We start from the raw sequence: 26,731 nt of genomic DNA, 5'->3' as shown, positions 1-26,731 counted from the left end.
GCTCGGCTCAGGGGCGTACCGCGAGGTACACGGTGCTCCAGAGCTGCACCGCGTTCGACTCGTCGTGGTGCAATCGCTCCGCGCCGAAGGGGACCAGCTTGTAACAGCCGCCCTCGAAGGCCCAGCTCCAGAGCTCCCGCGTGCTCGCCTCGCGCGTCGCCGCGATGACCTCCCAGAGCGCGCTCCGCGCCCGCTCCAGCGCGCCCCGCGCGCGGGGCGGCAGATCGCCGCGGCCGAGCTGCCGCTCGACGCCCGCGGCCAGCATCGCCTGCTGCCACGACCACGTGACCGTCCCGTGGTAATGGGCCGCCGTGAAATCCCTCTGGATCGCTGGATCCTGCGCGAACGCGGGGTTCGCGACCAGGATCCCCACCGGCGTCCGCAGGCCGGCAGGGAACGGGCGGATCAGGCGGCCCGCGATCTCCTCCAGCGCAGCGGGCGGCGGCTCCGTGAACAGGAGGACGAAGCTGTCGTCGGAGTGCATGATGGGAATCGGCTTCCCCTCGTTGTCGAGCGCGACGGCAGGAAACGAGAGCGTCCCCGAGATCGACGCGAGCGCCGGCGCCGCGTCCAGGCCCAGCGACGCCGCATAGGACGACACGCGCCGCCTGGCCTCGTCCTCCGGCAGCTCCACACGGAAGAACACGCCGGCGTCCTTCCACGCGCGCGCGAACCGCTCCGCCCGGCCGGCGCGCTCCGCGTCCGCGCCGAGCAGCGGGCTCGCGAGCAGCCGCGCCGACGCGCGGAGCGCGGCCGGAACCAGCGCGGCGTTCACGTCGTAGGGGATCCGGCCGCCCGCCAGGCCCTCCTGGCTGTCACGCCACTCGCCCACCTTCGTGCCCGCCTTGAGCCCGATCAACGTCATCGGATCCCCCGTCTCGGCGAACGGGGCGGCGAGGTGGATCACGAGCGCCACGTTCCGCGCGAGCGCCTCCGCGTACGTGTCGCCCCCCGGCGTCCGGCGCGACAGGAACGCCGCCGCGCGCTCCCGGCCGGCCGCGCTGCCGAGGAGATACTCCGCGGCGACCGGCGCGAGGAGGAAGTCGTCGTCGATCATCTTGTAATCGTAGACGGGCTCGCGCAGCGCCCCGGGGATGCCCGAATCGAGGTGCATGAACGCCGCGTACTCGCCGATCGCCTCCTCGTGCGCGACCTCACCGGTCAGGCTCAGCCGATCGAGGACCGAGCCGATGCCCGCCTCGACCACCGCCGGATCGAGGACGGGCAGGAGCATCCTCACCGCGAGCAAGGTGTCCCGGCCGAAGTACGTAAGGAAACGCCAGGACCCGGCCAGCAGCTTCTCCCGGTACGCGAGGAAGCCGAGCGCCTGTCGGTGGCGCGGGTCGTCGCTGGCGCGCTCCGTCACGAGCTCCTCGAGGGGCACCGGCGTGAGCGGCGCCTCGTCCGAGAGCGCCGTCACCCGGACACGGAGGCCGCTCGGCCCTGCCGCCAGCTCGATCCGGCCGTCGCTCCCGAGCGCGGCCGTCGTGCCGTCCTGCGGCTCGATGAGCAGCTCGAGGTGATGATCGCCGTCCAGCATCGTGCGCCGCACGGCGATCGCCGCTCCCCGCTGCGAGGCGAACGCCTCGACGTCGTTCCCGAGCCAGGCCGGAACCTCGGCGTCGCGCCCCACGTCACGGAGCGTACGGACACTCCCTAGGAGCACCCGATGGACACGCAGCACCGGCGCCTCGCTCGCAAGGAGCGCCGACACGCCGCGCATGACGCCGGGCCGCTCCACGCGCTCCACGTCAGAGACGTCCCCCTCCACCGAGAGATCGACCGGCGCGGGCAGAGAATCGAACCACACAGCGATTCCCATGTTCCCTGCCGGAAAAGCGACGATGAGCCGCGGCGACACGCCCGACGTCGTCAAGAGATGGGCGGCGATATGACCACGACGGAAGAAGTGGTTGTCTATCTGGCCTTCTTGCAGATCGAAGGCCAAGAGCTCAGCAGGTGGCGGCGCGGAGGGCGCCTCGCCGTGCGGTGCGCCGGAGACACAGGAGGCGGCAAGCAGCGTGGACAAGGTGGTCCCCCTCAGAAATCGCTCGATCTTCGTGGGCCTCGTGGGCACCGCGGGACCGTACCCAGCCGGGGCGCGCCTGCCAAGGACCAAGGGTCTTCGCTGGCCGCCAGCTTACGTCTCCGACGCGCTGGCCGTTTATCGCGAGTTTTCAGCGAATTTACCCAGGTAGAGCGGATTCGGCAGGGCGCGTGGGAGGGCGCCACCACGACCTCACTCCGCGCGGCACGTCTGGCCCCGGGAACGGACGCAACGGACGCAACGAACGCAACGAACGCGACGGACGCAAGGTGCAACGGACGCAACCTGCGCAACCTGCGCAACCTGCGCAACCTGCGCAACGGACGCGACCGACCAGAGCACCAGAGGGCGCGATCGCGATGACGAGATGACGAAGAAAGAGTTCACGCCTTTGTTGCCCTGTGATAACCCATCCGAGAACTCAGTTGTTGATAGTGGGTTCGCAGCAGGCGAATGGCCTGCGAGCCATTTTGAGGAAGGGGGTTCGAGATGGACGAAAGCATCTCCGGCCAAGCCGCGGCCGGCAGCAATGGTTCTGAACGCGCGAAGCTCAGCGTTCCGCAAGAGGGCCTGATCACCACCTGGGTTGATGGCAGCCTCGGCGTCGCCGAAGAGGTCGTGCGCGCGGGGTTCGGCTTCCTCGAGGACGTGCGCGTCGAGACGCAGGAGCGGCTCGGCGCCACGCTCGACCTGCTCGAGGGGGTCGATCGCAGCGTGTTCCGGGTCGCGCGCAAGACGCTGGCCCGCGTGGACGGAATCACCGAGCGCGCCATTTCGAGCAGCCAGCTCGGCTGGCTCGCGCTGCTCGGCGCGATCCGCCGCACGTCGCAGGGCGCGGCGGGGCTCGCCTCCGAGACGGTGGTCGCCGTCGTGGGCGAGCGCAAGGCGACTCAGCAGCTCATCATGCGATCATCGTGAGCCCGACGAGCCCAAAACGCCGTTCCATCCGCCGGCGATAGAACCCTCTTCATAGCGGGGTGCAGCTTCGTGGGATACCGGCTGAGCCGCCAGGCAGGCGAGTGAGGCGTACGCCGGTCAGCGCCCCTCGGTCCCCCGCCCTGGCTTCCCCCGGCGGTAGAGCCCGATGACCAGCGCGAGCACGGCGGCGCCCAGCCCGGCGACGGCGATGAGCCGCGCCGTCGTGCTCCAGCGGCCGAACGGCCACGGGATGGTCTGTCCCGCGCTGTCCGCCCCGCCGCCCGCGCGGGGGAGCGGGACGAGCGCGCGGCGAGCCGCAGCCGCCTCGGCGAGCGCGCGGCGGACGCCGGCGGCGTCGAGCGAGGCGCCCGCCGGGATGAGCGCGCGCAGCGCGGAGCGCGCCCTGAAGAACGGGGCGCCGTCGCTGCTCCACGCGGCGGGCGCGCTGTCGAGCGCCTCGTCGAGCGCGGCCGGGATCACCTCCTTGACGATCGCGTCCACCGCGCCGGGCGACGCCGACCTCGCGAGCGCGATGTAGCCGGCGTCCTGGATCCCGCGGCGAAGGCTCTTCAGGCGCATCGAGGGGAGCACGCCGGGAAAGCCGACGGATCGGGAGGAGAACGCGCCCCGCTGCGTCCCGGGATAGAGCAGCATGCCGTCGCCGAGGCACGCGTCGCCGTCGCGGTTGTGGAAGTTCTCGGCGACGGTGAACGGGTCGATGGGCCCTTTGCCGCCGCGGTTGCCGTCGTGCCAGAACGCCGTCTCCCACAGGAACCAGCGGTCCACCTCGTGGGAGGCCGCGATCCAGCCGTCGGCCATGAGCCCGGTGAGCGGCGCGTCGATCATGAACGTGCCGGTCCGCGGCAGCGCGCCGTTGTACACCCAGAGCCGCTGGCCCGCCTCGCGCGCGGCCCGCGCCCACGTGGAGTCGAAGCGGTTCGCCGGCGTGAGCACGAGGTCGACGTCCTGCTCCACCGGAGGGACCTCGCCGCACGAGTGCCCCACGAGGACGCGCGACGACAGGCGCGAGCCGCGGATCAGCCGGCGCCAGCCGGGCCCGCGGGGGCTCTCGCACTGCTCGTCGATCGCATAGAGCATCACGTCGTCCACCGCCGGCGGGAGGAGGTCCGCGACCGCCTCGACGCGGTGGAGGGTCGCTTCCCCGGGATCGCCGAAGCTGCCATAGGCGCCGAGCGCCACCGCCCCGGGCGGCACGCCCGCGCCCGGCCCCCGGTAGCCGCGCGCCTCCGTGAAGAGCGAGCCGTCGATCGCCGCGCGCAGCCGCTCGACCTCGGCGGGGCTCCGGACCGACGCGAAGCCGTCGACGTGGTGCTCGTGGAGCAGCTGCCAGAGCTGCTGCTCGACGGCGGGCCCGCCGCCGACCCGCTCGGCGACGGGATCGGCGTCGTAGAACGCGATGAAGTCGACAGCGCCGTACGGCAGCACCGCCGGGGCGACGTCGAGCTTCAGATCGAGCGACGCGAGCTCGCCGTGCGACGCCGATCCGACCACCACCCTCCCCTCGTAAGCGCCGGGGAGGGCGCCCTCCGGGACGTGGAGATCGATCCAGACCGCCCGGGTCTCGCGAGCGCCTACCTCGAGCGGGTACGGCGCCCAGGGGGGCGCGAGCTCGACCGGGATGAGCGCGTCGGGGAGGAACCCGAGGTGCACGTCGTCGGGCGGCCGCGCCGCAGGGCTCCACCCGAGCGACTCCCGGGGGCGCTGTTCGTTGCGCGAGCGCCGCGTGATCTCGACGTAGTGCTCGACGAAGCGGCGGATCGAGATCGTCCCCGCGGGCGCCGCTCCCTGCCCCTGCGCGGGCTGCTGCGGCGCCGGCGGCGCCTTGGCCGGCGCGCCCGGGCCGGCCGCGGGGCCGAGCGCGGAGAGCTCGACCGTGACGCCGCGCACGGGCTCGGCGCCAGCCTCGACGACGACCTGGAAGGCGACGACCTCCGCGCGGAGCGCGCCGAGCCGGATCGGCTCGCCGGGCCGGAAGACCGCGTTTCCTTCGCCGCGCGAGAGCGGCAGGCCGACATCCTCCCGGCGGACGCGCGTGCCGTCGTCGGCCACCCAGACGCGCGCGCGCTCGGGCTGCCCCTCGCCGGCGGCCGCTTTCGCGAGCGCGCCGCACGCCATGGCGGAGAGCAGCGCGGCGGGGAGGTGCGGGAAGGATCGCGGCATGTCGCTCGGCTCTCCGAGGAGGAGCGACCGCCAGGGTCGGCCGCCATTCCATCCTAGGGGCGCCGCGCCCGCCCCCTCAAGCGCGGCGGTTGACAGGCCGGCGGGGCTCGGGCGATCTCGCGCCGTGGATCTGACCAGAGCGGCACTCCTCGCCGGCGGCGCCGCCGTGGCCGGCGCCATCAACGCGGTGGCCGGGGGCGGCACGCTGGTGTCGTTCCCCGCGGCGATCGCGGCGGGGCTGCCCCCGCTCGCGGCGAACGCGACGAACGCCGTGGCGCTCACGCCGGCGTCGCTCGCGTCGGCGTGGGCGTATCGCCGCGAGCTCTCCCGGGACTACCGGGTCCTCGGCGTCCTGTTCCTGCCCTCGCTGCTCGGCGGCGTCGTGGGCTCGGCGCTCCTGCTCGTGACGCCGCAGCGCGTGTTCGACGCCGCGGTGCCGGGGCTCGTGCTCGTCGCGACGCTGCTCCTGCTCTGGCAGAACCTGCGCCCGGCGAAGCCCTCCGCGGCGCCATCCTCGGCGGCGGATCCCGGCGCGGAGCGCTTCGCGCTGCCCTCCCGGCCGTGGCTCGTGTTCCTGCTCCAGTTCCTCGTGAGCGTCTACGGCGGCTACTTCGGCGCGGGCATCGGCATCATGATGCTCGCGCTGCTCTCGTCGTTCGCGGGCGACGTGGACATCCACCGGCTGAACGGGATCAAGACGGTGCTCGCGAGCCTGATCAACGGCGTGGCGGCGCTCGCGTTCCTGTTCGCGGGCGCGGTCGACGCGGTCGCCACGCCGATCATGATGGCGGCGGCGGTGGTCGGCTCGCTCGCCGGCGCCGTGGTCGCCCGCCGCATCGAGCCCAGGAAGGTGCGGTGGTTCGTTGTCGCGCTCGGCCTCACGCTCACGGCCAAGCTCGCGTGGGACCGGCTCGGCGGCTAGCCCGGACGCTAGGCGACCCGCGGCGCCTCGAGGCTCATCATGAAATGGGAGGCGGGCATCCTGAGGGTGTCGCCCACGAAGCGCTCTTCGATCCGGCCGAAGGACCGGTCGGCGAGCCGCCGGAACGCCTGCGGGGTGCGGATGTAGTCGCCGCGATCGTTCTTCGCGATGAGCCGCGCCAGCGAGGACTGGCCCTCCCAGAAGGCGGTGTCGAGCGTGATCACGCGGCCCGAGGGGCGGATCGAGCGCGCGACCAGCGAGAGCAGCGAGCTCGCCACCTCGTCGTCCACGTGGTGCAAGAGGCCCAGCATCAGGACCCGGTCGAAGGGGGCCAGCGCGCGCGCGTGCAGCTCGCCGAACGGCTCGTCGTAGAACCTGGCCCGATCCCCGTGGCGCGCGCGAGCCGCCGCGATGTGGCGGCGGTCGGTGTCGAACCCGTGGTAGTCGACCGCCGGCAGGCGATCGAAGTAGTACGCAGGGCCGCAGCCGATATCGAGCACGCGATCGCCGGGGCGCAGATCGAGCGCCTCGAGGCACGCGCGCCGGGCCAGGTCGGCCCCGACGAGGCGCTGGGAGAGGACGTACAGGGCGGCATGGCCGCGATCGAGCAGGTGGGAGGAGAGCGCCATGAAAGGGCGGCGAGCCTAGCTCGCGCCCGGCGGCGAGGGTAGCCCCTGCGGCCTCACGTCCTCGGCCGGATTTTCCGCGAACGCCTGGCTCAGCGGCGCCCCCTCCACCGCGAGCGCGATCGCGGCGAGCAGCACCACGAGCCCGACCTGCAGCGAGTAGGTCGAGAAGACGAGCGCCGAGCCGGGGCCCATCACGACCTCCGGCGCGAGGTAGAGCGAGAGCCCTGCATAGACCGCCATCTGGAACGTGCCGAAATACCCCGGCGCGTTCGGGAGGAGGACGCCGAGGTGGAGCACGCCGACGAGGACGGCCGCCCGCGGGAAGTCGATGGGCAGAAGGCCGCACCCGAAGGCCACGATCTGCATCGCCCACACGTTCAGGAGGAAGTACCCCGCCGTCGCCAGGAGGAACGGGGCCGTGTACCGGAGCCGGGGCAGGAAGCCGAGGCCCGAGGCGACGCGCTCCACGGCGTCGGCCAGGCGGCCCGCGAGCTTCGTCGAGACGAGCCCGACCACGCGCTCGGTCGCGCGCCGCGCCCAGGCCCTGCGGAAATAGAAGACGCCGATCGCGACGAACGCCGCGCCGAAGACGGCGAGCGCCAGGTAGGCGGCGCGCGGGACGGCGGCGGCGGGGACCGCGAGATCGCCGATCCGATCCGGGAGCGGCTCGCGGGGGCGCGCGAGCGCGAGCCCGGCGAGGAGCAGCGCGCTGAGGAACAGGCCGTCGATGATCCGCTCTGCGGCCACCGTGCCCGCCGCCGCCCACGCGGACAGGCCGCGGCGGCGGATGAGCAGCGGGCGCACCGCCTCCCCGGTGCGGAACGGCATCAGCACGAGCGCGCCATAACCAATGAAGGAGACGGCGACGACGCGCCGGAGCGGCACGGGCTCGATGGGCTCGAGCAACCACGTCCAGCGGTGGGATCGCAGGTAGAGCGCGGCGACATAGAGCACGCCGTGCAGCGCCAGAGCCCACCACGTCACGCCCGCGAACGCGGCCCTGTCCGGCACGACGGGCAGCCCCCCGACGCGCAGCACCCACGCGCAGCCGAGCGCGACGAGGAGCGACGCCGCGATCGCGAGGCGATGCCTCTGCAGGCTCCGGGACCGGAAGAGGCCTCGCAGCGACGCCGGCTTCGCCATGCTCATGCGGCCGCGTCTACCACGGCCCTGCTGCCCGAGGTAGCGAAGCACGGTCGCCCACGGTTCGCGCCGTGTAAGTTCTGTCGTTCTGATCTATCCTCCGGCGCCCCATGGAACCCATGAAGGTCGTCCTGCTCGCCGGAGGCTTCGGAAGCCGGCTCGCCGAGCACACCGAGGCTCGCCCGAAGCCGATGATCGAGATCGGCCCGTATCCGATCCTCTGGCACATCATGCAGATCTACGCGGACCACGGGTTCAACGATTTCGTCGTGGCCTGTGGCTACAAGGGCGAGGTCATCAAGGATTACTTCCACAACTTCTACGTTCGCAGCACAGACTACGTTGTGAATCTGCGAGACGGCGCCCAGCGCTTCGTCCGGAGCGCCGCGCCGGACTGGACCGTGGCCCTCGTGGACACCGGTCTCCACACGATGACGGGCGGCCGGCTCCGGCGGCTCGACGCGTGGCTCGACGGCCCGCGCTTCATGTGCACCTACGGAGACGGCGTGGGCGACGTGGATATCCGCCGCCTCGTCGAGTTCCACAAATCCCACGGCAAGCTCGCGACGGTCACGGCCGTCCGCCCGCCCGCGCGCTTCGGCGGGCTCTCGCTCGAGGGCAACCTCGTCCGCGAGTTCTCGGAGAAGCCCCAGTCCGGCGAGGGCTGGATCAACGGCGGGTTCTTCGTGTTCGAGCGGCGCGCGCTCGAGTACATGACCGACGACACCACCGTGCTCGAGCGCGAGCCGCTCGAGCGGCTCGCCTCGGAGGGCCAGCTCGCGGCGTACCGGCACGACGGCTTCTGGCAGCCGATGGACACGCTGCGGGAGAAGCGGCTCCTCGAGTCGCTGTGGGAGTCCGGCAAGGCGCCCTGGAAGACCTGGGCATGACCGGCCGCGGCGCCTCGTTCTTCGCCGGGCGCGCGGTGCTCGTCACCGGGCACACGGGCTTCAAGGGCAGCTGGCTCTCGCGCTGGCTGACGCTCCTGGGCGCGCGCGTGGTGGGCTTCTCGCTGCCGCCGGAGGGGCGGCCGAACCTGTTCGAGCTCGCGGGCATCGCGGGCGACGTCACGTCCGTGACCGGCGACGTGCGGGATCTGCCGGCGCTGCTCTCCGTGGTCGAGGAGCACCGGCCGGAGATCGTGCTGCACCTCGCGGCCCAGCCGCTCGTCCGGCGCTCGTACCGCGAGCCCGCGGAGACGTTCGCGACCAACGTGATGGGGACGGTGAACGTGCTCGAGGCGTGCCGGCGCGTGGGCTCCGCGCGCGCCATCGTCGTCGTGACCTCGGACAAGTGTTACGAGAACCGCGAGTGGGTCTGGGGCTACCGCGAGGACGAGCCCATGGGCGGGCACGACCCGTACAGCAGCAGCAAGGGCTGCGCCGAGCTCGTCACGGCGGCCTACCGGCGCTCGTTCTTCTCCGGCAGCGGCGCGGCGGTGGCGTCCGCGCGGGCGGGGAACGTGATCGGCGGGGGCGACTTCTCCGAGGATCGGCTGGTGCCCGACATCGTGCGCGGCGTCGCCGCCGGGGAGCCGATCGTCATCCGCAACCCGCTCGCGACCCGGCCCTGGCAGCACGTGCTCGAGCCGCTCGGGGGCTACCTCCTGCTCGCGCGGCGGCTGTGCGAGGCGCCCGCGGCCCACGAGGGCGGGTGGAACTTCGGGCCGCGCGACGGCGACACGTGCGCGGTCGGCGGCGTCGCCGAGCGGCTCATCCGGCAGCTCGGGCGCGGCGAGCTCAGGCTCGTGCCGCCCGAGCACCGCTCCGGCCCGCACGAGGCGCAGCTGCTGCACCTCGACATCAGCAAGGCGCGCGCCCGGCTCGGCTGGACGCCGCGGCTCACGCTCGACGAGACCCTCGCGCTGACGGCGCGCTGGTACCGCGCGTACCTCGACGATCCCGCGTCGAGCCGCGCCGAGCTCGACGCGCAGATCCGCGCGTACGGGGTCGACCTCGCATGAGCGCCGGGCTCGGTGCGGTCCTCGTCACCGGCGCCACGGGGTTCATCGGCGCGGCGCTGGCGGCGCGGCTCGCGGCGACGGGCGCGCGGACGGCGTGCATCGTCCGCGCGGAGAGCCCGCGCCGGGCGCGGCTCGCGGGCATCGCCGGGGTGGAGCTCACGCCCGTCGCGTCGTTCTCGACGCCGGAGCTCGCGCGGGCCGTCGCGGCGATCCGGCCCGAGGTGGTCTTTCACCTGGCCGCGTCCGGGGTGAACCCGAGCGAGCGGGATCCGGAGCTCGTGGTGGACGGGAACGTGGGCTTGACCACGCGCCTGCTCGCGGCGCTCGCGGAGATCGAGCCGCACCGGCCGGCGCGCTTCCTCCACGCGGGCTCGTGCTCCGAGTACGCCCCTGCCCCGGAGCCCGCGCGCCTCCGCGAGGATCACCCGCTCGATCCGGCGTGCGTCTACGGCGCGTCCAAGGCGGCCGCCTACCTCTGCGGCAAGGCCGTCGCGGCGCGGCTTCGGATCCCCTTCGTCGCGCTGCGGCTCTTCGGCGTCTACGGCCCGGGCGAGGGCCCCGCGCGCCTCATCCCTCACCTCATCGCGCGCTTCCGGGCGGGCGAGGCGCCGGCCCTGACGCCGGGCGCGCAGGCGCGCGACCTCACCTACGTCGACGACGTGGTCGAGGCGCTGATCGCCGCCGCGACGTCGAGAGGCCTCGAGTCCGGTGTGTACAACGTGTGCTCGGGCGCGCCGGTGCGCGTCCGCGAGGTGGCCGAGCGCGTCGCGCGCGCGGCGGGCTGGCCCGGCGGCGACCTGGGCCTCGGGCGCCTCCCCTACCGGGACGGCGAGCCCATGTGGATCGTCGGTGATCCATCCCGCTTCGCGGAGGCGACCGGGTGGCGGCCCCGGATCGCGCTCGACGAGGGGGTGCGGCGCATGATCGAGGCCGCCGACGCAGAGAGGGCGCCGTGAGCGACGCGCAGAGCAGGCGCAGGCTGATCTCGATCGTCGTGCCGGTCTACAACGAGGAGCGCAACGTGGCCCCGTTGTACGAGGCGGTCACCGCGGTGATGCGCCGCATCGCGGATCGGTACGACCACGAGCTCGTCTTCACCGACAACCGCAGCACCGACGGGACCTTCGACGAGCTCGTGAAGCTGGCGGCGCGGGACGAGCGGGTCCGCGTCTTCCGCTTCTCTCGCAACTTCGGCTTCCAGCGCTCCATCTACACGGGGTACATGAAGGCGCGCGGGGACGCGGCCGTGCAGATCGACTGCGACCTGCAGGACCCGCCGGAGCTCATCCTCGATTTCGTGAAGGAATGGGAGGCGGGCGCCCAGGTGGTTTACGGGATCCGCCGCAGCCGCAAGGAGGGTTATCGGATCACCCTGCTCCGGCGGGTGTTCTACCGCCTGATCGATTTCCTCAGCGAGGATCACCTGCCCCACGACGCGGGCGACTTCCGGCTGGTGGATCGTCGGGTGCTCGAGGTGCTGCGCCAGGTCGACGACACGAAGCCCTACCTGCGCGGGATGCTGGCCACGCTCGGGTTCAAGCAGACGGGCATCGCCTACGATCGGGCCGCGCGGGAGCGGGGCGAGAGCAAGTTCCGGATGAAGGATCTCGTCGGGCTGGCGCTCGACGGCATCCTCAGCCACTCGACCGTGCCGCTCCGGGTCGCGACCTACACGGGGCTCGTGGTCTCGGCGCTGACGCTCCTCGCGATCGCGGGCTACGCCGTCGGCAGGGTCGTCTATGGCGCGGACTGGCCTGCTGGCTTCGCGACGACCACGCTGCTCATCCTGCTCTCGCTGAGCATCAACGCCCTGTTCCTGGGGGTCATCGGCGAGTACGTGGGCCGCATCTACCAGCAGGTGCGCAGGCGCCCGCTCACGATCATCGACCAGAGCGTGGACCGGGCGCCGCCGCGCGAGGCGGGCGCGGCGCCCCAGGGCGAGATCCGCTATTCGCGGACGTCGAGCACGGTGAACCCGCTGTTGGAATAGACGGTCTTGTACCGGCCTATCCCCTTGTTCTGGCCGCGGCGCAAGACGACGTAATCCACGCCATAACGCTCCCGCAGGGTCTGGACGCGGGCCTCGTCGAGGCTGTCATAGCCGTCCAGATCCCGCTGGCCGCGGACCTTGCGCCCGGTGACGGCCTCGAGCCGGCGGAGCCACTCGAGCACGTCGGCCGGGACGATGGGGTTCGACTTCCAGTCGACGACGATCGGCCGCTGCCCGTGGAAACGCATCTTCTCGCTCTCCGGCGGCGTCAGGAAGATCGCGTCGACAGGGGTGCTGGCCTGCATCCAGGCGTACAGGGCCCGCTCGTCGGCGCGCAGGCCGGAGAGGACGCTGGAGTTCCGGCGGATCTCCTGGAGCTTCGGCACGAGAAAGACGAGCAGGACGGCGAGCGCGCCGGCGAGCCCCACGAGCGCGCCGCCGCGCTGCCAGAGCGCGCGGGCGCGCGCGAGGCCGGGCTCGGGCGCGAAGCGCCGGGCGGACTCCGAGGCGAGCCGGGACAGCGCGGCGGCGGCCACGACGCCGACGGCCAGCGCCGGGACGCGCGCAGACTTCTCGACGCTGCCGTACAGGGCGAGGACCCCGAGGCCGCCGACGATCAGGGCCATCGCGGTGACGCCGTAGCGACGCCCGGCGGAGGGCACCAGGATGACGCGCACCGCTCCCGCGCACCCCAGCGCCGTGAGGAGCAGCTCCGCGTGCGGGGCGACGCGCCACGCGAAGAGCTGCGTGACGGGGCGCAGCCCCGCGAGGGCCGAGAGGCCGACGCACATCCAGATCACGAGGACGAGCGCGAGGATCAGGGTGACCAGCCTCGCCGCAGGGCTCTTGCGGTTCCTGGTGAGCGGCAAGGCCGCGCCCAGCCCGAGCAGGTGCCACGCGATGAAGCCGAAAAACTCGCGCTCGCGGCCCTGGATGACGAAATGATGAGGGGCCCGGATGGTGGTGTAGATCTCCTGTGCGAGCCTCGCGTCCTTCGCCCCGGCGGTGGCGAGGATCATCGGAGCAAAGAGCGCGAGGACGGCGAGCGGCGGCAGGAGCTGCCGCGAGGCGCGGTGAAAGAGCTCTCTCCGGTCGCGCACGCCGAGCCCGAGGTGCGCGAGCGCGTAGGCGCCGAAGAAGAGGATCAGGTAGTTGGCGTGGAAGAGGCCGCTCGCCGCGAGCGCGATGCCGGAGGCGAGCCACTTGCCCCGCACGAAGAGCGGCACCGAGATCAAGAACGCCGCGGAGCCCAGCGAGGAGGGCTGGAGGATGAAATCGAAGACGTAGGTATCGCAGGGACCCCAGGTGCGCGTGAGCGTGGCAAACGCGACGAGCAGGAGGAAGCTCGGCAGCGCATGGCGGCGATCGACGAGGGTGCGCAGCAGGAAGTAGACGGCTGTCGTGCCGACGGCGATGACCACGGTCTGGGCGATGCCGACGCCCCATCCCTTCTCATTGAGCGCGAGGAGCCCGGCAGCCAGGTACTTGAACGCGGGGTGATAGTGGGTCGTGCTGGTCGCAAACCAGTCCCGCGCGAGGATGTCGGGGTGCACGAGCCGCAGCGACCCGAGCATGTACACGACCTGATTGTTGACGCCGCAATTCCACCCGAAGGAGGCCCCGAACAGCAGCGATACAACCGCCGCCAGCGTGACCTCAGCGCGATCCCTGATTCGTTCCAGCACGGACATGGCGGCGCGAGACTACCGCGCGGCCGAGCGCACCGCCAAGGGGCAGCTCGCTCGCTCGCGCGGCGTGTCCGCCGGCGCCTTCGTCGGCCTCGTCTGCCTGGTCTGCTTCGTCTGCTTCGTCTGCTTCGTCAGCTTCGTCAGATTACGGGCGGCGACGTGACGACGGCCCGGCCCGGCCTCGGGCCCACGAGCACCGGATAGAGGACGCCCGCGAGCACGCCGCCGGCGAGCGGGGCGAGCCAGAAGAGCCAGAGCTGAGACAGCGCCCCTCCGCCGACGAACAGGGCAGGACCGGTGGAGCGCGCCGGGTTCACCGACATGTTCGTGACCGGGATCCCGATGAGGTGAACCAGCGTGAGCGCGAGCCCGATGGCGATCGGCGCGAACCCGCGCGGCGCGCCGTGATCGGTCGCGCCGAGGACCACCATCACGAAGCCGAACGTGAGGACGATCTCGGTCAGGAGGCTCGCGAAGAGCGAGTATCCGCCGGGAGAGCGCCCGCCATAGCCGTTCGACGCGAAGCCCGCGTGCACGGCGAACCCGGCGGCGCCGCTGGCGATCGCATAGAGGATCCCGGCGGCGACGATGGCGCCGGCGATCTGGGCGAGGACGTACGGCAGGAGGTCTCGCGCGGGAAAGCGCCCGCCGGCGATCAGACCGAGCGTCACGGCGGGGTTGAAGTGCGCGCCCGAGATGTGGCCCACCGCGTAGGCCATCGTCAGGAGGGAGAGCCCGAACGCGAGCGCCACGCCGAGGAAGCCGATCCCCAGCCTGGGGTACGCAGCGGAGAGCACGGCGCTCCCGCAGCCGCCGAGCACGAGCCAGAACGTTCCGAGAAACTCTGCGGCCGTACGCCTGGACAACGACATCTCCATCTCTTCATCTCCCCCTGCGGCAGGCCCCCTCGGCGCGGACCGAGGCGCGGCAGCGGCCGCGCCCGACCGTGGAGCCATCCGACGGCTGGCGCAGGCCGCACGGTCGACCGGCGAGCACCCCGCCGAGGCGACGCTCCACCGGCCCTTCGTCGACGTTGGATGAGCCCCGGCCCGCCGCGTTGCGGTCGGACCGCTTCGAGCGCCCCTCACCGGTGCTCGATCTTCCGCAGCCGGTACGCCCGCGCGTCCCACAGCGCGAACGCCCGCTCGCCGCTCGCGAGGACGTCGAACCCGTGGCGGGCCGCCAGCCGCGCGACGTCGGCCGCGTCGCGCGCGGGGTCGCCGCGGTACGAGTAGCCCAGGACGACGAGCTCCCCGCCCGGCCGCAGCGCCCGGCGCGCCTCCGCGACGAGCCGATCCACGACGTCCGCGCCCGCGGCGACGGCGTACGGGAACGAGTCGACCGCGTAGACGAGATCGAAGCGGGCCGACGGCGCGTCGCCCAGATCGACGCCCGACGAGACCGCGAGCACGATGTTCGAGCGCCCCGCGCAGCGGCGCCGCGCGGCCTCGATCATGCGCGGCGAGACGTCGAGCCCCCACGCCTCGCGCACCCTCGGCGCGAGCGCCGCCTCGAAGCGGCCGATCCCGCAGCCGATCTGCAGGATCGCGCGGTCCTCCCCGATCGCGCCCCACCGCTCGAGGAGCTCGACCACCTCCCGCGTCGCGCGCTCGAGGATCTCCGGATCGCCGAGCGAGTACGCGGCGACGCTCGCCTCCTCCGAGCGCTCGCAGAGCTCGTCGAACAGCCGCGCGGCGGAGCGACAGGCCCCCCGCGCGTCCGCGCCGGCGAGGCCCGCGTCCCGGTGCGCGCCCAGCATCGCCGCCACGGTCGCGCACGCGGCGCGCCGCTCGTCCAGGCAGCGGCGCAGCGCCTCGAGGCGCGCCGCCCGCTCCCCCTCCCCCGCCGCCGGCCGCGCGGCGTGCGCGGCGTCAATCGCGCGTGCGGCGGCCGCGAGGTCCCCCGTGGCGCCGAGCAGCCGCACAAGGCCCACCTCCGGCGACGCCTCGCCGGACATCACGGCCTGCACCGCGCCCTCACCGTCGCTCTGCCCGCCGTCCTGCCCGGGCCCGCGCGCGCCCCGGCGCCGCAGCCGCCGGCGGAACGTCCAGCGGTCGACGGCGCCCCAGTCATACTTGTACGGCTCGCGGCCGCGGAGGAAGTCCACGGTCCGCGCGCCCTCGCGCGCCGCGTGCTCGATCGCGCTGGCGAGCATCACGAGCCCCGGGCTGTACCACGCGAGCTCCGGATCGAAGCCGGTGATGTACGACGCGAGCCCGCCGCGCTCGGCGAGCCCGTAGAGCGACGCGATGATCCGCCCGTCGAGCCGCAGGCCGAAGAGCCGCAGCGCGCCCCGAGCGCACAGCGCGCGCGCGGCCTCGCGGTGGAACGGCCGGAGCGCCTCGTCGAGCACGCCCCCCTCGCCGCGCGAGCGCCAGCGCGCGTTGTGGTTCGCGAACAGCGCGTCGAGCAGCTCGTCCACGCTCGCCGCGTCGGCCACGTCGAGGCGCAGATCCCCGGCCCGCGCGAGCCGCTTCCGCGCGCGGGCGACGCGCGCGCGCATCCCCGGCGGAAACAGCTCGTCCGGCGCGGCGCCCTCGGGGATCGTCACCGCCGGACACGCCTCGTGCTTCTCGACCTCGTCCGACCAGCCGGGGGGCGCCTCGGCAAGGAGCAGCGGCGACGACGCGCGCAGGTCGTGGAGATCGGCGACGTCCCATGCGTCGGCGCGCTCTTCGAGGCAAGCGAGCGCCGCGTCCGCGACCGCGCGCTCGTACCCGGACGCGGCCAGGACATCGTTGTAATCGGTGATCCCGGCGCCGAGCAGCGCGACGACGCGCTCGTCGCCGATGCGGTGAACCGCGAGGGGCGCGAGGCCGACGAGCCCCTCGTCCGACCGGAAGACCAGGGCGAGCACCTCCTCGGGCCCGAGCGCGCGGCACCACGGGATCAGCCACTCCGGCCGCTGGAACGCCGTCGCCGCCGGGCAGCGCTGCCACAGCGCGCTCCACGGCTCCCGCAGCGCCTCGAGCTCCTCGCGGCGGCTCAGCACCTCTACGTCGAGTCGTTCGCTCACCTGCCCTCCGAGCGGCGGGCTCAGCGCTCCTCGGCGCTCGTCGGTCGTCGTCGAGCGCGCGCGGGCGCTCACCCGGCTCCCCGCCCCTGCCGGCGCCGTATCCTCGCAGAGGGGCGCGGCCACGCAACCGGCGCGCGCTACCTCGGAGAGGGCTCTGGAGAGCTCGAGCCGGCCGGCCCGTCGCCTCTGGCCGCCAGTTGCCGAGCTTGCCAGCCCCCTCCGGGTCAGGCGTGGGGACGACGAGGACATCCGGCAGGCCCTGGCCTTCGCCGGAAGATCGACCTACCAAGCCCCTCCCGCGCGCGCCACGGCGAAGATCAGGTGACGTTGCAGCCGGATCCCCTCCGGCGCGCGGCGGCGCTCGAGCTCGGCCGCGAGCGCCGCCTTGACCCGCGCGGCCTCCGCCGGATCGAGGTCGGACAGGAAGTTGCCGAACGAGCTGGCCAGGTAGAACGCGATCACGTCGTCCGTGTCCGCGAAATGGTCCGTGAAGGAGCGGATCTGGAGCCTCGGATCCTCGAAGCCGGCGAGCAGGAGGGTGCTCGTCAGGTCGTCCGAGGTCACCTTGTAGGTCGTGTTGCCGAGCGTCTCCGCGGTGCCGGTCAGGCCGAGAGACGACAGCACACCCTCGATCACCTGCTCGAACTCGTGCGGGCGCTCCCTGGCAGCCGAGCTGATGCCGAGACGCCCTCCCCGCTTGAGCACCCGGCGCGCCTCGCGCAGCGGCCCGAGCTTCTCGGGCAGCCAGTGGAGCACGCTGTTCAGGAACACGACATCGAAGCTCCCGGCGGCGAACTGCGAGAGATCCTCGGCCTGCCCGACGCTGGCGCGGAAGTTCGGCCGGCGCTTCTCGTTCGCCAGCTCGACCCGGAGCGGCAGCGGATCGACGCCGGCCACCGCGCCGGAAGGGCCGACCCGATCGGCGACGTAAGCCCCGAGCCGGCCCGTCCCACACCCGACGTCGAGGACGCGCTCGCCCGGGGAAATCTGGAGATCTTCGATGAGCAGCTTTCCGTGGTTGAACTGCCGATCGCTGACGCGATCATACGTCTCGGCCAGGACAGCTGAATCGAGCGAAAGGCTGACCATCATGGCTCCTTGTGAGAGGAGGTGGAGATCGGCGAAAGACGGGTCCGAATGGGGGGTCTCCCCCGAGCACCACGTGTCTGTTATCGAGGACAATAGTCCGCCATAACGGACCGGGCAAGCGCGATCTCGACGGCTGCGCGCGATGGCGGCGATGCGCCCGAGGCGCGCGGTCCCGGGGGTAGCGCGCCGGCCGTGACGCCGCGGGCGATAGCGGCGTTGCTGGCCAGGTTTCGCCGTCGCGGGCGGGCGTGGTAGCGTTCGCGCCAGCTCTCGAACCACGAGGAGTCGCTCATGAGCTGGATCGACCAGTACCGCGCCTTGGCTCGCTACAACCGGTGGATGAACGACAGGCTCTTTGCGCTGGTCGGCGAGCTCGACGACGTGGAGCGCAAGCGCGATCGCGGGGCCTTCTTCCGGTCGATCCACGGCACGTTGAACCATATCCTGCTCGCCGACCGCATCTGGATGGGGCGCTTCACCGGCGACGCGGAGCGGTTCACCTCCCGCGATCCGAGCGGGAGGGCCATCGAGTTCACCGCGCTCTCGCAGGAGCTCTACGCGGACTTCGGCGATCTCTCCCGCGAGCGCGCCAGGACGGACGCGGACATCCTCGCCTGGGTGCACGAGATCGATGAGCGGGCGCTCGCGGGCGACCTGACGTACACGCGGAGCGGGACGGTCTACACCTCTCCGCTCTGGTGGTCCGTGGGGCACCTCTTCAATCATCAGACCCATCACCGCGGTCAGGTGACCACCCTGCTCACACAGATGGGAATCGACCCTGGCGCGACCGATCTGATCGCGATGCTGCGGGACGAGAGCCGCGGGCCATGACGCGCGCGTCACCCCGCGGCGAGCGCGGCTGTCCGGTGGTCCGATAGCACCTGGGCCAGGCGGGCAATGCCAACCCGGTATCACCGGGCGGCGCGCCGCCGGCCGTCCTGCCGCGCCAGGCTCGCCGCCCTGACCTCGACGAGCGGATTGCGCGCCTCCGCGGCGCGCAGCCGCTCGAAGCGCTCGATCCTCGCGCGGTTGCCGCTCTGCCGCAGCGTCCGCGCGAGCACCACGCTCTTGGCGAGCCGGATGAACCGCAAGCGGTGGGCCGAGTCCACGTCCTCGACGTCTCTCCTGCCCGCCCGGGGCCCGAACTCGCGATCGTAGGCGGCCCGGAGCCGGTGCTCTCCGTGGAGGCCCAGCGCGTCCGAGAGCCCCTCGAGCGCGGCCCGCTCCGCCGGGGTCGACCACGAGAGGACCCTGGAATAGGGCGTCGCCATGGTCTCGTGATCGGGCTTGTTGACGAAGCGGCGCAGGAACACATCGGACGTCGCGACCGGCACATCGCCCGTCTCCTGGTGGAGGAGGGCGTACGCGAACGCCTCGTTCATCCCCACGAGCTGGTTCCGGTCGTAATCGGCGCCGTCGACGCGCTTCCCGAGGCGATCGACGCCCGAGAGGGCGGCAAAGAAGAAGCTGCTAAAATCGGTGTAATCCGCCTCGTCGATCTCGGGCGTGCAGCCCGACGCGGGGCGGTCCCGGGTCGCCGCGAAGAAGCCGACGATGTCGCGCTCGACCAGCTCGCCGTCGGGCCTGCCGCCCTCGAAGAGGAGGTTCGCGAACGAGCCGGAGTAGCACTGGGCCATGACGAGGACGACGGGAGTGCCGTCGGGCAGCTCCTTCATGCGGGCAGCGAGGTCGCGCACGGACAGCGCTCCGCCGCCCCAGAGGTCAAATACGTTGTTGTCGAGGTCGTGCCCTGGATCCGGGCTCCCATGGCCGGCGAAATACAGCAGCAACGGGGCGGCGGGGCGCGCGTGGACGAACCTGCGCCAGATCGCGTCGAACCCGGGCCGGGTGGTCGCCCCGTCGATGCGCGGCAGCCTGGGCGCGCGGTAGCGCGTCTGGTCGCCGTCGAGGAACTGCACGCTGCGCGTGCCCCGGCGCCCGTCGGCGAAGAGGACGCGCCGCTCCGCCCTGGCCGGGAGCAGCGACTGGAAGTACCGGATGTGGCCTTCGATGGCCACCTGGTTCATGGGCGGCCTCGGGCCGCCGCCCACGACGAGCGCGCGCCAGGCCGCGGGCTCGGGGGAAGCCGCGGAAGGCAGGGCCGGCGGGGCGGGCGAAGCCGGGGGCGCCTGCGGGGCGGCCGGCGCAGGCAAGGGGGCCGGCGGGGCGGCCGGCGAAGGGCGCGGCGGGCGCCCCGGCGAGGGGGCTAGCGCACGGCGCGGCGGGCCCACTGGCGAGGCCGCCGGCGCGGCGCGCGGCGGGTGGGCCTGCGGGGCGGCCGGCGCGGGGCGCGGCGGGCGCGCGCCCGCCGTCGCGGCGGTCGCCGTGGCGACGACGATCACAGCGACCCGGAGGAGCAGATGGTGCGCGGCGGTCACGTCCTCGGCCTCGGCAGCGCGCGCATCGCGGCGCTCGATTCTAGGTAGCACGACCGGCTCCCCCGCGTCGACACGCGCTCTCTCGATCTCTCGGCCGCCCAACCGGGTTGGCCCGGCGCACGTGGGTTCCATCGAGCGCGAGCTACACTGGGGACGCCTGGTTCCGTGGCGAGCGCCACCGGGATGCCCTCACTGCCTACGCGTGTGCCTCCGTGAGGGCGCCGCACGTCGCGTGTCGGTCTGTTTCTGTCAGCCAGGCAGTCTGTCTGTCAGCATTCAAGCACGCAGTCTGTCGGCCTGTCTGCTTCAAATTCAAGCGGATCCAGGGGAACGCGATCTCCGACGAGGACCTGCGCCAGCCGGCAGCATTTCGCCGCAGGCGGGGCAAATTGCATCGCCGAGCCCATCGTCGACCACAGCAGAGCTCCCCTGCTTTCACCATGGTCTCCGCCAGGTGACCGCGACGCGTCGCAGGCACGACAGCACGGTTCAGCAGCGCGACGGGCTCCGCGGCGCGCCGCGCTCGGTCCAGGGAGCCGCCGTATGGCCGAGGTCGTCCATCGCGTGCCCGGATCTTCTCATCGACCTCTGGCATGCAGATTGCCGGTCCCCGCGCCATCGATGCACGAGCACAGGAGGGAAGACCATGTCGGCCAGCTCATCGAAGACGACCATCGATCATGACGAGATCCGCCAGTGGGCCGAATCGCGCGGAGGCCGCCCGGCGACGGTGAAGAGCACCGAGGAGGGCGGCGAGCCTGGCATCCTCCGTATCGATTTCCCCGGGTACAGCGGGGAAGACACGCTGGAGGAGATCTCGTGGGAGGACTTCTTCGACAAGTTCGAGGAGTCGAACCTCGCCTTCGTGTACCAGGAGAAGACAGCGGACGGGCAGCCGAGCAACTTCTCCAAGCTGGTGAGCCGCCCGGACGACATGGTCCAGAAGGGCAAGCCGGCGTCGCGCGCGGCGAAGGGCGGCACGGAGAAGGCGAGCAGCGCCAGGGGCGTGAAAAAGGAGCGCGAGAAGGAAGAGCTCGACGTCGAGGTGGAGGTCCAGATCGATCTCGACGAGGAGCCCGGCGGCGCCGAGCAGCGTCCTCGCGGGAAGCAGGCCCGCCCGAGCGGCGCCGAAGGCGACCACGCGTCCCACATGACCATCGACCATGACGAGATCCGCGCGTGGGTCGAGGCGCGCGGCGGCCATCCGGCGACGGTGGCGCGGACCGAGAAAGAGGGGGAGCCCGGTGTCCTCCGGATCGACTTCCCGGGGTACAGCGGGGAAGACACCCTGGAGGAGATCTCGTGGGACGATTTCTTCGACAAGTTCGAATCGTCCAACCTGGCCTTCGTGTACCAGGAGGCCAAGGCCAGCGGCGAGCCGAGCTACTTCTCGAAGCTGGTGAGCCGCCCGGACGACGTCGGCGGCAAGAAGGCGAAGCAGGGCAAGCAGAAGTCGAAAAAGGCGGCCTGAGCCCGGAAGCCAGAGTCCGGGAGGGAGACCGGCAGAGACCGGCAGGCGGCAGGAAGAGCGATGCCGGGGCTCAGCGCCGGCGCGCGGGCGCAGTCGGGGCGGTGTCGGGCCCGCTCGACGCGCCTGACGCGCCCAACACATGGTTTCTCTGCCACGCCGCGGCGTGCGCGAGCAGCGCGTCCCGGAGCTCCGCGGTCGCGCCCTGGAGCTCGCCGCCGCGCCGGCGGACGAGATAGAAGACCTTGCGCGGCAGCTCGGGCAGCGGGCGCGCGACGAGGCCGCGGGGGAGGCGGCAGCAGGCGTTGACCACCGCGATGCCGACCCCGAGCTGGACGAAGTGGAGCATCAGCTCCCAGCCGTTCGCCTCGACCGCCGGCTCCCAGCGGACACCGGCCGAGAGCAGCGCCTGCGCGAGCAGGGCCCGGTGGGGCCGCGACGGGCCGGGGACGACGAGCCGCGCCCCCTCGAGGTCGCGCAGCCGGATGTGGCGCTTCCGGGCGAGCGGGTGGCCGTCGGGTACGACCAGGACCTGCGCCACCTCGGTGAGGCGATCGGCGGCGAGCCCGTCCGGCGCCCCCTCGAGCGGCGCGACGCCGAGGTGCGCCTCGCCCGCCGCGACGGCCTCGAGCGTGCCCTCGCGGTCGCGCGTGAGCAGCCGGAGCGGGGCGGCGGCGCGCGCGGAGAAGGCGCGGATCCCCTCGCCGAGCAGGTAGAGGTACGAGCCCTCCCCGGCGCAGAGCACCACCGGCTCCCGGCTCTCGCCGTGGCGGAGCACGTCGAGGAACGAGCGCGTCCGCTCGCCGACCTCGCGCCCGAACGCGGCGACGCGCTTGCCGTCGGCCGTGAGCTCCAGCCGCTGCCCGCGCCGCTGGTAGAGCGTGACGCCGAGCGCCTCGCCCAGCTTGCCGATCTGGGCGTGGAGCGCAGGCTGCGAGACGTGGAGCGCCCGCGCCGCGCGCGTGAAGTTGAGGTGCTCGGTGAAGACCACGAAGGCGCCGAGCCAGTCGAGGTTGAGCATGGCGGCAAGCTATCGCGAAACGCGATAGCGACTCCAGAAATACTTCTTCCGGATGATACCTGGGCGTCTATTCTTTCCTCTTGCCGATTCCCTTCACGGTTCGGTCCCGGTCCCTGCGCCGTCCAGGGACCTTCCGGAGGCCTCTGCGTGCCCGCGCGAATCGCGGGCTGCGGCTCCGGTTCACGAGACGGGAATGGAGCTTGACGATGGGCCGCGATCGCTTGACCGATACGAGCAAGAAGCTCTCCTGGCTGCTCCGCCACGCGGCGCCCTCGCAGGGCGTCGCCATGGACGACGCCGGCTGGGTGGCCGTGGACGACGTCCTCAAGGCGCTCCGGATCTCCCGGCCGGTGCTCGACGAGGTGGTGGAGAAGAACACGAAGAACCGCCTCGAGATCCGCGGCGACCGGGTGCGCGCCTCGCAAGGGCACTCGCGCGACGGGATGCCGGTGACGCTCGCGGGCCTCGAGGCGTCGTGGGAGGAGGTCCACGGCGACGCGTCGATCTGGCACGGCACCAGCGTGGACGCGGTGAGGGGCATCGCGCGCGACGGGATCCGGCCGGTGGCGCGCACGCACGTCCACTGCACCGACGCGCTGGGCAGCGCCGTGGGCAAGCGCGCGAAGGTCGACGTGATGCTCGAGATCAGCCCGGCGAGGCTCCGGGCGCGCGGCGTGCGCGTGTTCCGCAGCCAGAACGGGGTGATCCTGGTGCGGGAGGTGCCGGTCGAGTGCCTCGTGGGGCTGATGCCCATCGTGGCGCGGGCGCAACGGGAGGCCGAGGCGCTCCGGGCGATGCTCTTCGGCGACGGGACGCGCGGGGCGGCGTGATGGCCTTGTCCCGCGGGTCAGAAATCCCGCCAGGAACACCGCTCGATGACGACCGGCCGCCGGAAAATAAGCGGCCCGTCCGATGGGCGTACGCCTTGCCGCCCGCGACCGCGAGGGGCGGGAACGACTCTTTCGCTACGGCGCTCGGCCACCCTTCGCGCTCGAGCGCTTCTCGGAACTGGCGGACGGGCGCATCGCCTACCGGCTCAAGGCGCCGAACCGGCGCGGCCAAACGCATCGGGTCATGACACCCGTCGAGTGCCTGGCGCGTCTTTGTGCGTTGGTGCCTCCGCCCTGGCAGCCGCTGGTGCGCTTTCACGGCGTGTTCGCGCCCAATCACGCCTGGCGCCCGCTCGTCGTGCCGTCGCGTACCCTCACCCCAGCGAGCACGACGGCCTGCCGTCGTCCGCCGCAACGGTCGCTGTTTCCTCGAGCTCCCTGCCTTCCACGCGAAGACGACGACACGCTGCCGCGGCCCCGCGCGCCGCGCACGCATTCGCCGCCTCGAGCCCCCCGGGCGGCGAACGACGCACGCCTCGAATGGGCCGCGTTGCTCGCGCGCACCTTTGCGATCGACATCCTGCGAACGCAAAGCATGAAAACCTGCTGAGGCTGGTGGTGCACCGGCGTGTTCTCAAGATCCGCAGGAATTCCGGGCTCTTCGCGCGCGTGCCGAGGAGGCGGCCCTCGTGCGCCTCGCGCCGCCCGCGTGAATGCGCAGCGCCGAGAAGGAGGACCGCGCTCGTCGCGCTCCCCGGCGCCCCTCCCGCGCGATGGCTTCAGGACGATCGCGCCGTCGTACCAAGCGTGACGAGAAGCTCATCGAGCTGCTCGAACGTCTCGCCCATCCCGCTGTACGCGCCCGAGGCCAGGGCGGCGTCGCGCGCTTGCTTCGATCGATAGAGCTCGTGCAGCACCTGCAGCGTCTTGCCGCCTTTTTCCTCGAGGGTCACGGTCGTGACGGCGCCATCGTCGCCCGCTTCGTCGTTCGTCCACACGATGCGCGAATGCGGGGTCACTTCGAGGTACGTGCCGAAGAACGCCATCGGCTGCGCGGCATCGTGACCAAAGACCAGGCGGTAGCTGCCGCCGGCGCGAATATCCGCTTCGTAGGAAAGTAGAGGCACGGGCATCGACTTCGGTATCCACCACCGCCTGAACAGCTCCGGCGTGGTCCACGCCTGGAACACGATGCGCGCCGGGGCATCGAAGGTCCGTGTGACGACGATCTCGCGATCGGACTTCGGTTCCACCGTCGTGCGATTACTCGTCAATTTGGGCTCGCTCTCTTTACTTGCGTCCATCGACGTTCTCCTTTCGTTTCAGCTCCTCGATGACCTTGTCCAGCTCGTCGAAGCGTGCGGCCCAGAGCTGGCGGTACCTCTCGATCCACGCCGTCTCTTCGTCGAGCCGGCGCGGGCCGAGCTTGCAGGTACGCACGCGGCCGACCTTCTCGGTGGTGACGAGCCCGGCCCGCTCGAGGACGCCGACGTGCTTCTTCATGCCCGTGAGGGTCATGTGAAATTTCTCGGCGAGGTCCGTGATCGAAGCGTCGGCTCGTCCGAGCTGCTCCAGAACGCCGCGCCGGGTCGCGTCGGAAAGCGCGGCGAAGGAAGCATCGAGGCGGACACTCGAATACTGAACCATGTGGTTCAGTATCTAACGCGCGAGTCGGCCTCGTGCAAGAGGAGATCGAGCGCGTGCTCCGTCGCGAGCCGACTTTGATTCAGAAATTTGCGACCATTTGCAGTGACAACGGAGTTCGACTCGGCGCTGCCACCCCGCCTCGCTGGGCCAACGCGCCCCGCCGTCTACCTCGACCCCACCGCGCTCCTCGAACAGCGCCCGCTCATCCGCGGCACCCTCTGTACGTGATGTCAACGGCTGGTCGTTGGTGGAAAATTCTTGACAGGCCGAAATGGCTTTGCGCGAGCGATACTCCTGCTCGCCAGGGCATAGCTCCCGATGACGAGCGGGACCGTGCGCGATGGCCGGCGCATGGTGACCGATTCTACCACGACGTGCTAAGCGCTCGGAGATGGCTTCGGGAATGGGGGGATTGTGCTGCACACCGCTCGCCTTGGTCATCGCCTGCGCGGCCGAATCCTCGCGCGCGCCCGTCGACGCGGGCACCGACGCGCCGCCCGCGGGCACCGTCACCGCGCCCCCACCGCTCCCCCGTGAGGCCGCCCTCGACGCACGCTTCGTGAAGATCACGCTGCACCGCGAGTTCTACTGCGAGGGGGCGAGCTTTGCGGACTTCAATCACGACGGGGTGACGGATGTCATCGCGGGCCCGGATTGGTACGAGGGTCCGGGGTATGGCACGAGCCATCCCGTCTGGCCGAGGGAAGCCTTCGATCCGCACGGCTACTCGGATTGCTTTTTCGAGTTCCCCTACGACTTCGACCACGACGGTTTCACCGACGTCCTCGTCGTCGGCTTTCCGGGTGTGCCCGCGGCTTGGTACCAGAACCCACGCGACGGCGACGCGCTCTGGGCTCGTCACGACACACTGCCGTGGCCGATCGACAATGAGTCGCCCCTGTTTTCCGACATCACCGGCGACGGCGTGCCCGAGCTCGTGCACATGTCGGGAGGCGTGCTCGGAACGTCGTCGCCCGGCGTGGACCCGACCGAGCCGTGGGTCTTCCGGGCGCTCACCGAGAATCGGGGGTACGGCGCGTTCACGCACGGCCTCGGTGCAGGCGACGTCAACGGGGACGGCGCAAGCGACTTGGTCGAGGCGAGCGGCTACTTCACGCGGAGCCCAGAGTCGCCCGACGGCTTGCCGTTCACGCGCGTCGAGCAGCCGTTCGGTGCCGGGGGAGCGCAGATGCCGGTGGTCGACGTGGACGGCGACGGGGATGCGGACATAGCGACCACGCTCGCCGCTCACGGCTACGGGCTCTCCTGGTTCGAGCAGGTTCCGAACGCGGCCGGCGCCGCGTTCGTGGAGCACGTCGTCGTTCCGGGGACCACACCCGATGCTGCGTCGAGCGTGTTCATGCACGAGCCGCACGCGCTCGCTCACGCCGACATCGACGGTGACCGGCTCCAGGACCTCGTGAGCGGCGAGCGCTTCTGGGGTCATGTGCCTGCCGGCATGCCGGACTTCGACGCGCCGGCACGGCTCTACTGGTTCGAGCAGGCGCGAGCGGCGGAACGCATCGACTTCCAGCCCGTTCTCGTCGACGACGATTCGGGGGTAGGCACCCAGCTCACGGTCGCGGACGGCGACGGAGACGGCCGGCCGGACATCGTCATCTCGAACAAGAAGGGCGCTTTCGTCTTCCTACAACGCTAGGGCAGAATCCTCGCGCCGATCCAAGACGGCCTCCCACCGGCGCGAAACTTTCGAAGCGACGGAGGCGAGGGCTTGGTTCCGGGTCGAGGCGCTGACGTGCTGGTCGATCGCCAGGTGCGTGAGCAACGCCTCGCGGTG

General features: G+C 72.0%; 24 protein-coding genes. 12 read left to right on the top strand and 12 right to left on the bottom strand.

Annotated features, from left to right (window positions below):
• Positions 1-7: 7 nt before the first annotated feature.
• Positions 8-2,029: a hypothetical protein gene (locus WMF39_RS10675; RefSeq protein WP_437745430.1), complete on the bottom strand. Its 2,022-nt coding sequence runs from the start codon at positions 2,027-2,029 to the stop codon at positions 8-10.
• A gap of 507 nt (positions 2,030-2,536) precedes the next feature.
• On the opposite strand from WMF39_RS10675, the gene WMF39_RS10670 reads away from it, so the two are divergent.
• Positions 2,537-2,965: a hypothetical protein gene (locus tag WMF39_RS10670; protein ID WP_437745429.1), complete on the top strand. Its 429-nt coding sequence runs from the start codon at positions 2,537-2,539 to the stop codon at positions 2,963-2,965.
• A gap of 117 nt (positions 2,966-3,082) precedes the next feature.
• Here the strand turns inward: WMF39_RS10670 and WMF39_RS10665 are convergent, their stop codons facing one another.
• Positions 3,083-5,146 carry a hypothetical protein gene (locus tag WMF39_RS10665; RefSeq protein ID WP_437745428.1) on the bottom strand — a complete coding sequence of 688 codons (2,064 nt, stop codon included), beginning with the start codon at positions 5,144-5,146 and terminating at the stop codon, positions 3,083-3,085.
• 124 nt (positions 5,147-5,270) lie between these two features.
• On the opposite strand from WMF39_RS10665, the gene WMF39_RS10660 reads away from it, so the two are divergent.
• The gene (locus tag WMF39_RS10660) at positions 5,271-6,068 is read left to right on the top strand and encodes a sulfite exporter TauE/SafE family protein (protein WP_437745427.1); all 798 of its coding nucleotides are present in this window, start codon (positions 5,271-5,273) and stop codon (positions 6,066-6,068) included.
• Positions 6,069-6,076: 8 nt separating this feature from the next.
• Here WMF39_RS10660 and WMF39_RS10655 read toward each other — a convergent pair whose 3' ends face one another.
• Both WMF39_RS10655 and WMF39_RS10650 read right to left on the bottom strand, forming a co-directional pair.
• The gene (locus WMF39_RS10655) at positions 6,077-6,697 is read right to left on the bottom strand and encodes an SAM-dependent methyltransferase (protein ID WP_437551752.1); all 621 of its coding nucleotides are present in this window, start codon (positions 6,695-6,697) and stop codon (positions 6,077-6,079) included.
• Between the two features lie 15 nt (positions 6,698-6,712).
• Positions 6,713-7,846, bottom strand: coding sequence for a lysylphosphatidylglycerol synthase transmembrane domain-containing protein (locus tag WMF39_RS10650; RefSeq protein WP_437745426.1), 1,134 nt, complete (start codon positions 7,844-7,846; stop codon positions 6,713-6,715).
• A gap of 113 nt (positions 7,847-7,959) precedes the next feature.
• On the opposite strand from WMF39_RS10650, the gene rfbF reads away from it, so the two are divergent.
• Genes rfbF through WMF39_RS10630 form a run of 4 tightly spaced genes read left to right on the top strand, consistent with a single transcriptional unit; the run spans position 7,960 to position 11,793 of the window.
• Positions 7,960-8,730, top strand: coding sequence for a glucose-1-phosphate cytidylyltransferase (gene rfbF / locus WMF39_RS10645; RefSeq protein WP_437747962.1), 771 nt, complete (start codon positions 7,960-7,962; stop codon positions 8,728-8,730).
• On the top strand, positions 8,727-9,803 hold the full coding sequence (rfbG, locus tag WMF39_RS10640; RefSeq protein WP_437745425.1) for a CDP-glucose 4,6-dehydratase: 1,077 nt from the start codon (positions 8,727-8,729) through the stop codon (positions 9,801-9,803). The genes rfbF and rfbG overlap by 4 nt, the downstream gene beginning before the upstream one ends.
• On the top strand, positions 9,800-10,759 hold the full coding sequence (locus WMF39_RS10635; RefSeq protein ID WP_437745424.1) for an NAD-dependent epimerase/dehydratase family protein: 960 nt from the start codon (positions 9,800-9,802) through the stop codon (positions 10,757-10,759). Before rfbG ends, WMF39_RS10635 begins: the two co-directional genes overlap by 4 nt.
• Complete coding sequence (locus WMF39_RS10630; RefSeq protein WP_437745423.1) at positions 10,756-11,793, top strand: glycosyltransferase family 2 protein; 1,038 nt, start codon at positions 10,756-10,758, stop codon at positions 11,791-11,793. Before WMF39_RS10635 ends, WMF39_RS10630 begins: the two co-directional genes overlap by 4 nt.
• Here the strand turns inward: WMF39_RS10630 and WMF39_RS10625 are convergent.
• Positions 11,751-13,484, bottom strand: a complete 1,734-nt coding sequence (locus WMF39_RS10625; protein ID WP_437745422.1) for a DUF6798 domain-containing protein — start codon at positions 13,482-13,484, stop codon at positions 11,751-11,753. The genes WMF39_RS10630 and WMF39_RS10625 overlap by 43 nt on opposite strands.
• On the opposite strand from WMF39_RS10625, the gene WMF39_RS10620 reads away from it, so the two are divergent.
• Positions 13,483-13,644, top strand: a complete 162-nt coding sequence (locus WMF39_RS10620; protein WP_437745421.1) for a hypothetical protein — start codon at positions 13,483-13,485, stop codon at positions 13,642-13,644. The two genes, WMF39_RS10625 and WMF39_RS10620, sit on opposite strands and share 2 nt — an antisense overlap.
• On the opposite strand, the gene aqpZ is transcribed toward WMF39_RS10620, so the two are convergent.
• The 3 genes from aqpZ to WMF39_RS10605 all read right to left on the bottom strand — a co-directional run bounded on the left by aqpZ (position 13,622) and on the right by WMF39_RS10605 (position 17,589).
• Positions 13,622-14,353 (bottom strand): aquaporin Z, encoded by a 732-nt coding sequence (aqpZ, locus tag WMF39_RS10615; RefSeq protein WP_437745420.1) that lies wholly within the window; start codon positions 14,351-14,353, stop codon positions 13,622-13,624. The two genes, WMF39_RS10620 and aqpZ, sit on opposite strands and share 23 nt — an antisense overlap.
• A 212-nt stretch (positions 14,354-14,565) precedes the next feature.
• The gene (locus tag WMF39_RS10610; protein ID WP_437745419.1) at positions 14,566-16,497 is read right to left on the bottom strand and encodes a GNAT family N-acetyltransferase; all 1,932 of its coding nucleotides are present in this window, start codon (positions 16,495-16,497) and stop codon (positions 14,566-14,568) included.
• 282 nt (positions 16,498-16,779) lie between these two features.
• The gene (locus tag WMF39_RS10605) at positions 16,780-17,589 is read right to left on the bottom strand and encodes a class I SAM-dependent methyltransferase (RefSeq protein WP_437745418.1); all 810 of its coding nucleotides are present in this window, start codon (positions 17,587-17,589) and stop codon (positions 16,780-16,782) included.
• A gap of 288 nt (positions 17,590-17,877) precedes the next feature.
• On the opposite strand from WMF39_RS10605, the gene WMF39_RS10600 reads away from it, so the two are divergent.
• Entirely contained in the window at positions 17,878-18,420 is a 543-nt protein-coding gene (locus WMF39_RS10600; protein WP_437745417.1) for a DinB family protein, read from the top strand.
• A gap of 80 nt (positions 18,421-18,500) precedes the next feature.
• Here WMF39_RS10600 and WMF39_RS10595 read toward each other — a convergent pair whose 3' ends face one another.
• Complete coding sequence (locus tag WMF39_RS10595; RefSeq protein WP_437745416.1) at positions 18,501-20,018, bottom strand: hypothetical protein; 1,518 nt, start codon at positions 20,016-20,018, stop codon at positions 18,501-18,503.
• Positions 20,019-20,613: 595 nt separating this feature from the next.
• Here WMF39_RS10595 and WMF39_RS10590 point away from each other — a divergent pair.
• The gene (locus WMF39_RS10590) at positions 20,614-21,438 is read left to right on the top strand and encodes a lipocalin/fatty-acid binding family protein (protein ID WP_437745415.1); all 825 of its coding nucleotides are present in this window, start codon (positions 20,614-20,616) and stop codon (positions 21,436-21,438) included.
• 70 nt (positions 21,439-21,508) lie between these two features.
• Here the strand turns inward: WMF39_RS10590 and WMF39_RS10585 are convergent, their stop codons facing one another.
• Positions 21,509-22,456, bottom strand: coding sequence for a LysR family transcriptional regulator (locus tag WMF39_RS10585; protein WP_437745414.1), 948 nt, complete (start codon positions 22,454-22,456; stop codon positions 21,509-21,511).
• Positions 22,457-22,662: 206 nt separating this feature from the next.
• On the opposite strand from WMF39_RS10585, the gene WMF39_RS10580 reads away from it, so the two are divergent.
• Positions 22,663-23,286 carry an RNA 2'-phosphotransferase gene (locus tag WMF39_RS10580; RefSeq protein ID WP_437745413.1) on the top strand — a complete coding sequence of 208 codons (624 nt, stop codon included), beginning with the start codon at positions 22,663-22,665 and terminating at the stop codon, positions 23,284-23,286.
• Between the two features lie 82 nt (positions 23,287-23,368).
• A complete protein-coding gene (locus WMF39_RS10575) occupies positions 23,369-23,896 on the top strand; it encodes a transposase (protein WP_437745412.1) in 528 nt (175 codons plus the stop codon).
• Between the two features lie 169 nt (positions 23,897-24,065).
• Here the strand turns inward: WMF39_RS10575 and WMF39_RS10570 are convergent, their stop codons facing one another.
• Both WMF39_RS10570 and WMF39_RS10565 read right to left on the bottom strand, forming a co-directional pair.
• The gene (locus WMF39_RS10570) at positions 24,066-24,590 is read right to left on the bottom strand and encodes an SRPBCC family protein (RefSeq protein ID WP_437745411.1); all 525 of its coding nucleotides are present in this window, start codon (positions 24,588-24,590) and stop codon (positions 24,066-24,068) included.
• Entirely contained in the window at positions 24,577-24,933 is a 357-nt protein-coding gene (locus tag WMF39_RS10565) for an ArsR/SmtB family transcription factor (RefSeq protein ID WP_437745410.1), read from the bottom strand. Before WMF39_RS10565 ends, WMF39_RS10570 begins: the two co-directional genes overlap by 14 nt.
• A 433-nt stretch (positions 24,934-25,366) precedes the next feature.
• Between WMF39_RS10565 and WMF39_RS10560 the strand changes: the two genes are divergently transcribed.
• Positions 25,367-26,593, top strand: a complete 1,227-nt coding sequence (locus WMF39_RS10560) for an FG-GAP repeat domain-containing protein (RefSeq protein ID WP_437745409.1) — start codon at positions 25,367-25,369, stop codon at positions 26,591-26,593.
• Positions 26,594-26,731: the final 138 nt, after the last annotated feature.

Source organism: Sorangium sp. So ce1504 (assembly GCF_051521635.1).
Taxonomy (GTDB): Bacteria; Myxococcota_A; Polyangia; order Polyangiales; family Polyangiaceae; genus Sorangium; species Sorangium cellulosum_B.
The sequence above is the reverse complement of the archived record's forward strand: the minus strand, read 5'-3'. Positions and strand labels throughout refer to the sequence as shown.

Excerpts from the sequence above, each read along its gene's own strand:
- aqpZ (WP_437745420.1), bottom strand. The coding sequence starts at position 14,353 with ATGTCGTTGTCCAGGCGTACGGCCGCAGAGTTTCTCGGAACGTTCTGG.
- WMF39_RS10635 (WP_437745424.1), top strand. The coding sequence starts at position 9,800 with ATGAGCGCCGGGCTCGGTGCGGTCCTCGTCACCGGCGCCACGGGGTTC.
- WMF39_RS10650 (WP_437745426.1), bottom strand. The coding sequence starts at position 7,846 with ATGAGCATGGCGAAGCCGGCGTCGCTGCGAGGCCTCTTCCGGTCCCGG.
- WMF39_RS10665 (WP_437745428.1), bottom strand. The coding sequence starts at position 5,146 with ATGCCGCGATCCTTCCCGCACCTCCCCGCCGCGCTGCTCTCCGCCATG.
- WMF39_RS10590 (WP_437745415.1), top strand. The coding sequence starts at position 20,614 with ATGTCGGCCAGCTCATCGAAGACGACCATCGATCATGACGAGATCCGC.
- WMF39_RS10670 (WP_437745429.1), top strand. The coding sequence starts at position 2,537 with ATGGACGAAAGCATCTCCGGCCAAGCCGCGGCCGGCAGCAATGGTTCT.
- rfbF (WP_437747962.1), top strand. The coding sequence starts at position 7,960 with ATGAAGGTCGTCCTGCTCGCCGGAGGCTTCGGAAGCCGGCTCGCCGAG.
- WMF39_RS10565 (WP_437745410.1), bottom strand. The coding sequence starts at position 24,933 with ATGGTTCAGTATTCGAGTGTCCGCCTCGATGCTTCCTTCGCCGCGCTT.
- WMF39_RS10580 (WP_437745413.1), top strand. The coding sequence starts at position 22,663 with ATGGGCCGCGATCGCTTGACCGATACGAGCAAGAAGCTCTCCTGGCTG.
- WMF39_RS10620 (WP_437745421.1), top strand. The coding sequence starts at position 13,483 with ATGGCGGCGCGAGACTACCGCGCGGCCGAGCGCACCGCCAAGGGGCAG.
- WMF39_RS10575 (WP_437745412.1), top strand. The coding sequence starts at position 23,369 with ATGGGCGTACGCCTTGCCGCCCGCGACCGCGAGGGGCGGGAACGACTC.
- WMF39_RS10605 (WP_437745418.1), bottom strand. The coding sequence starts at position 17,589 with ATGATGGTCAGCCTTTCGCTCGATTCAGCTGTCCTGGCCGAGACGTAT.
- WMF39_RS10570 (WP_437745411.1), bottom strand. The coding sequence starts at position 24,590 with ATGGACGCAAGTAAAGAGAGCGAGCCCAAATTGACGAGTAATCGCACG.
- WMF39_RS10655 (WP_437551752.1), bottom strand. The coding sequence starts at position 6,697 with ATGGCGCTCTCCTCCCACCTGCTCGATCGCGGCCATGCCGCCCTGTAC.
- WMF39_RS10625 (WP_437745422.1), bottom strand. The coding sequence starts at position 13,484 with ATGTCCGTGCTGGAACGAATCAGGGATCGCGCTGAGGTCACGCTGGCG.
- WMF39_RS10600 (WP_437745417.1), top strand. The coding sequence starts at position 17,878 with ATGAGCTGGATCGACCAGTACCGCGCCTTGGCTCGCTACAACCGGTGG.
- rfbG (WP_437745425.1), top strand. The coding sequence starts at position 8,727 with ATGACCGGCCGCGGCGCCTCGTTCTTCGCCGGGCGCGCGGTGCTCGTC.
- WMF39_RS10585 (WP_437745414.1), bottom strand. The coding sequence starts at position 22,456 with ATGCTCAACCTCGACTGGCTCGGCGCCTTCGTGGTCTTCACCGAGCAC.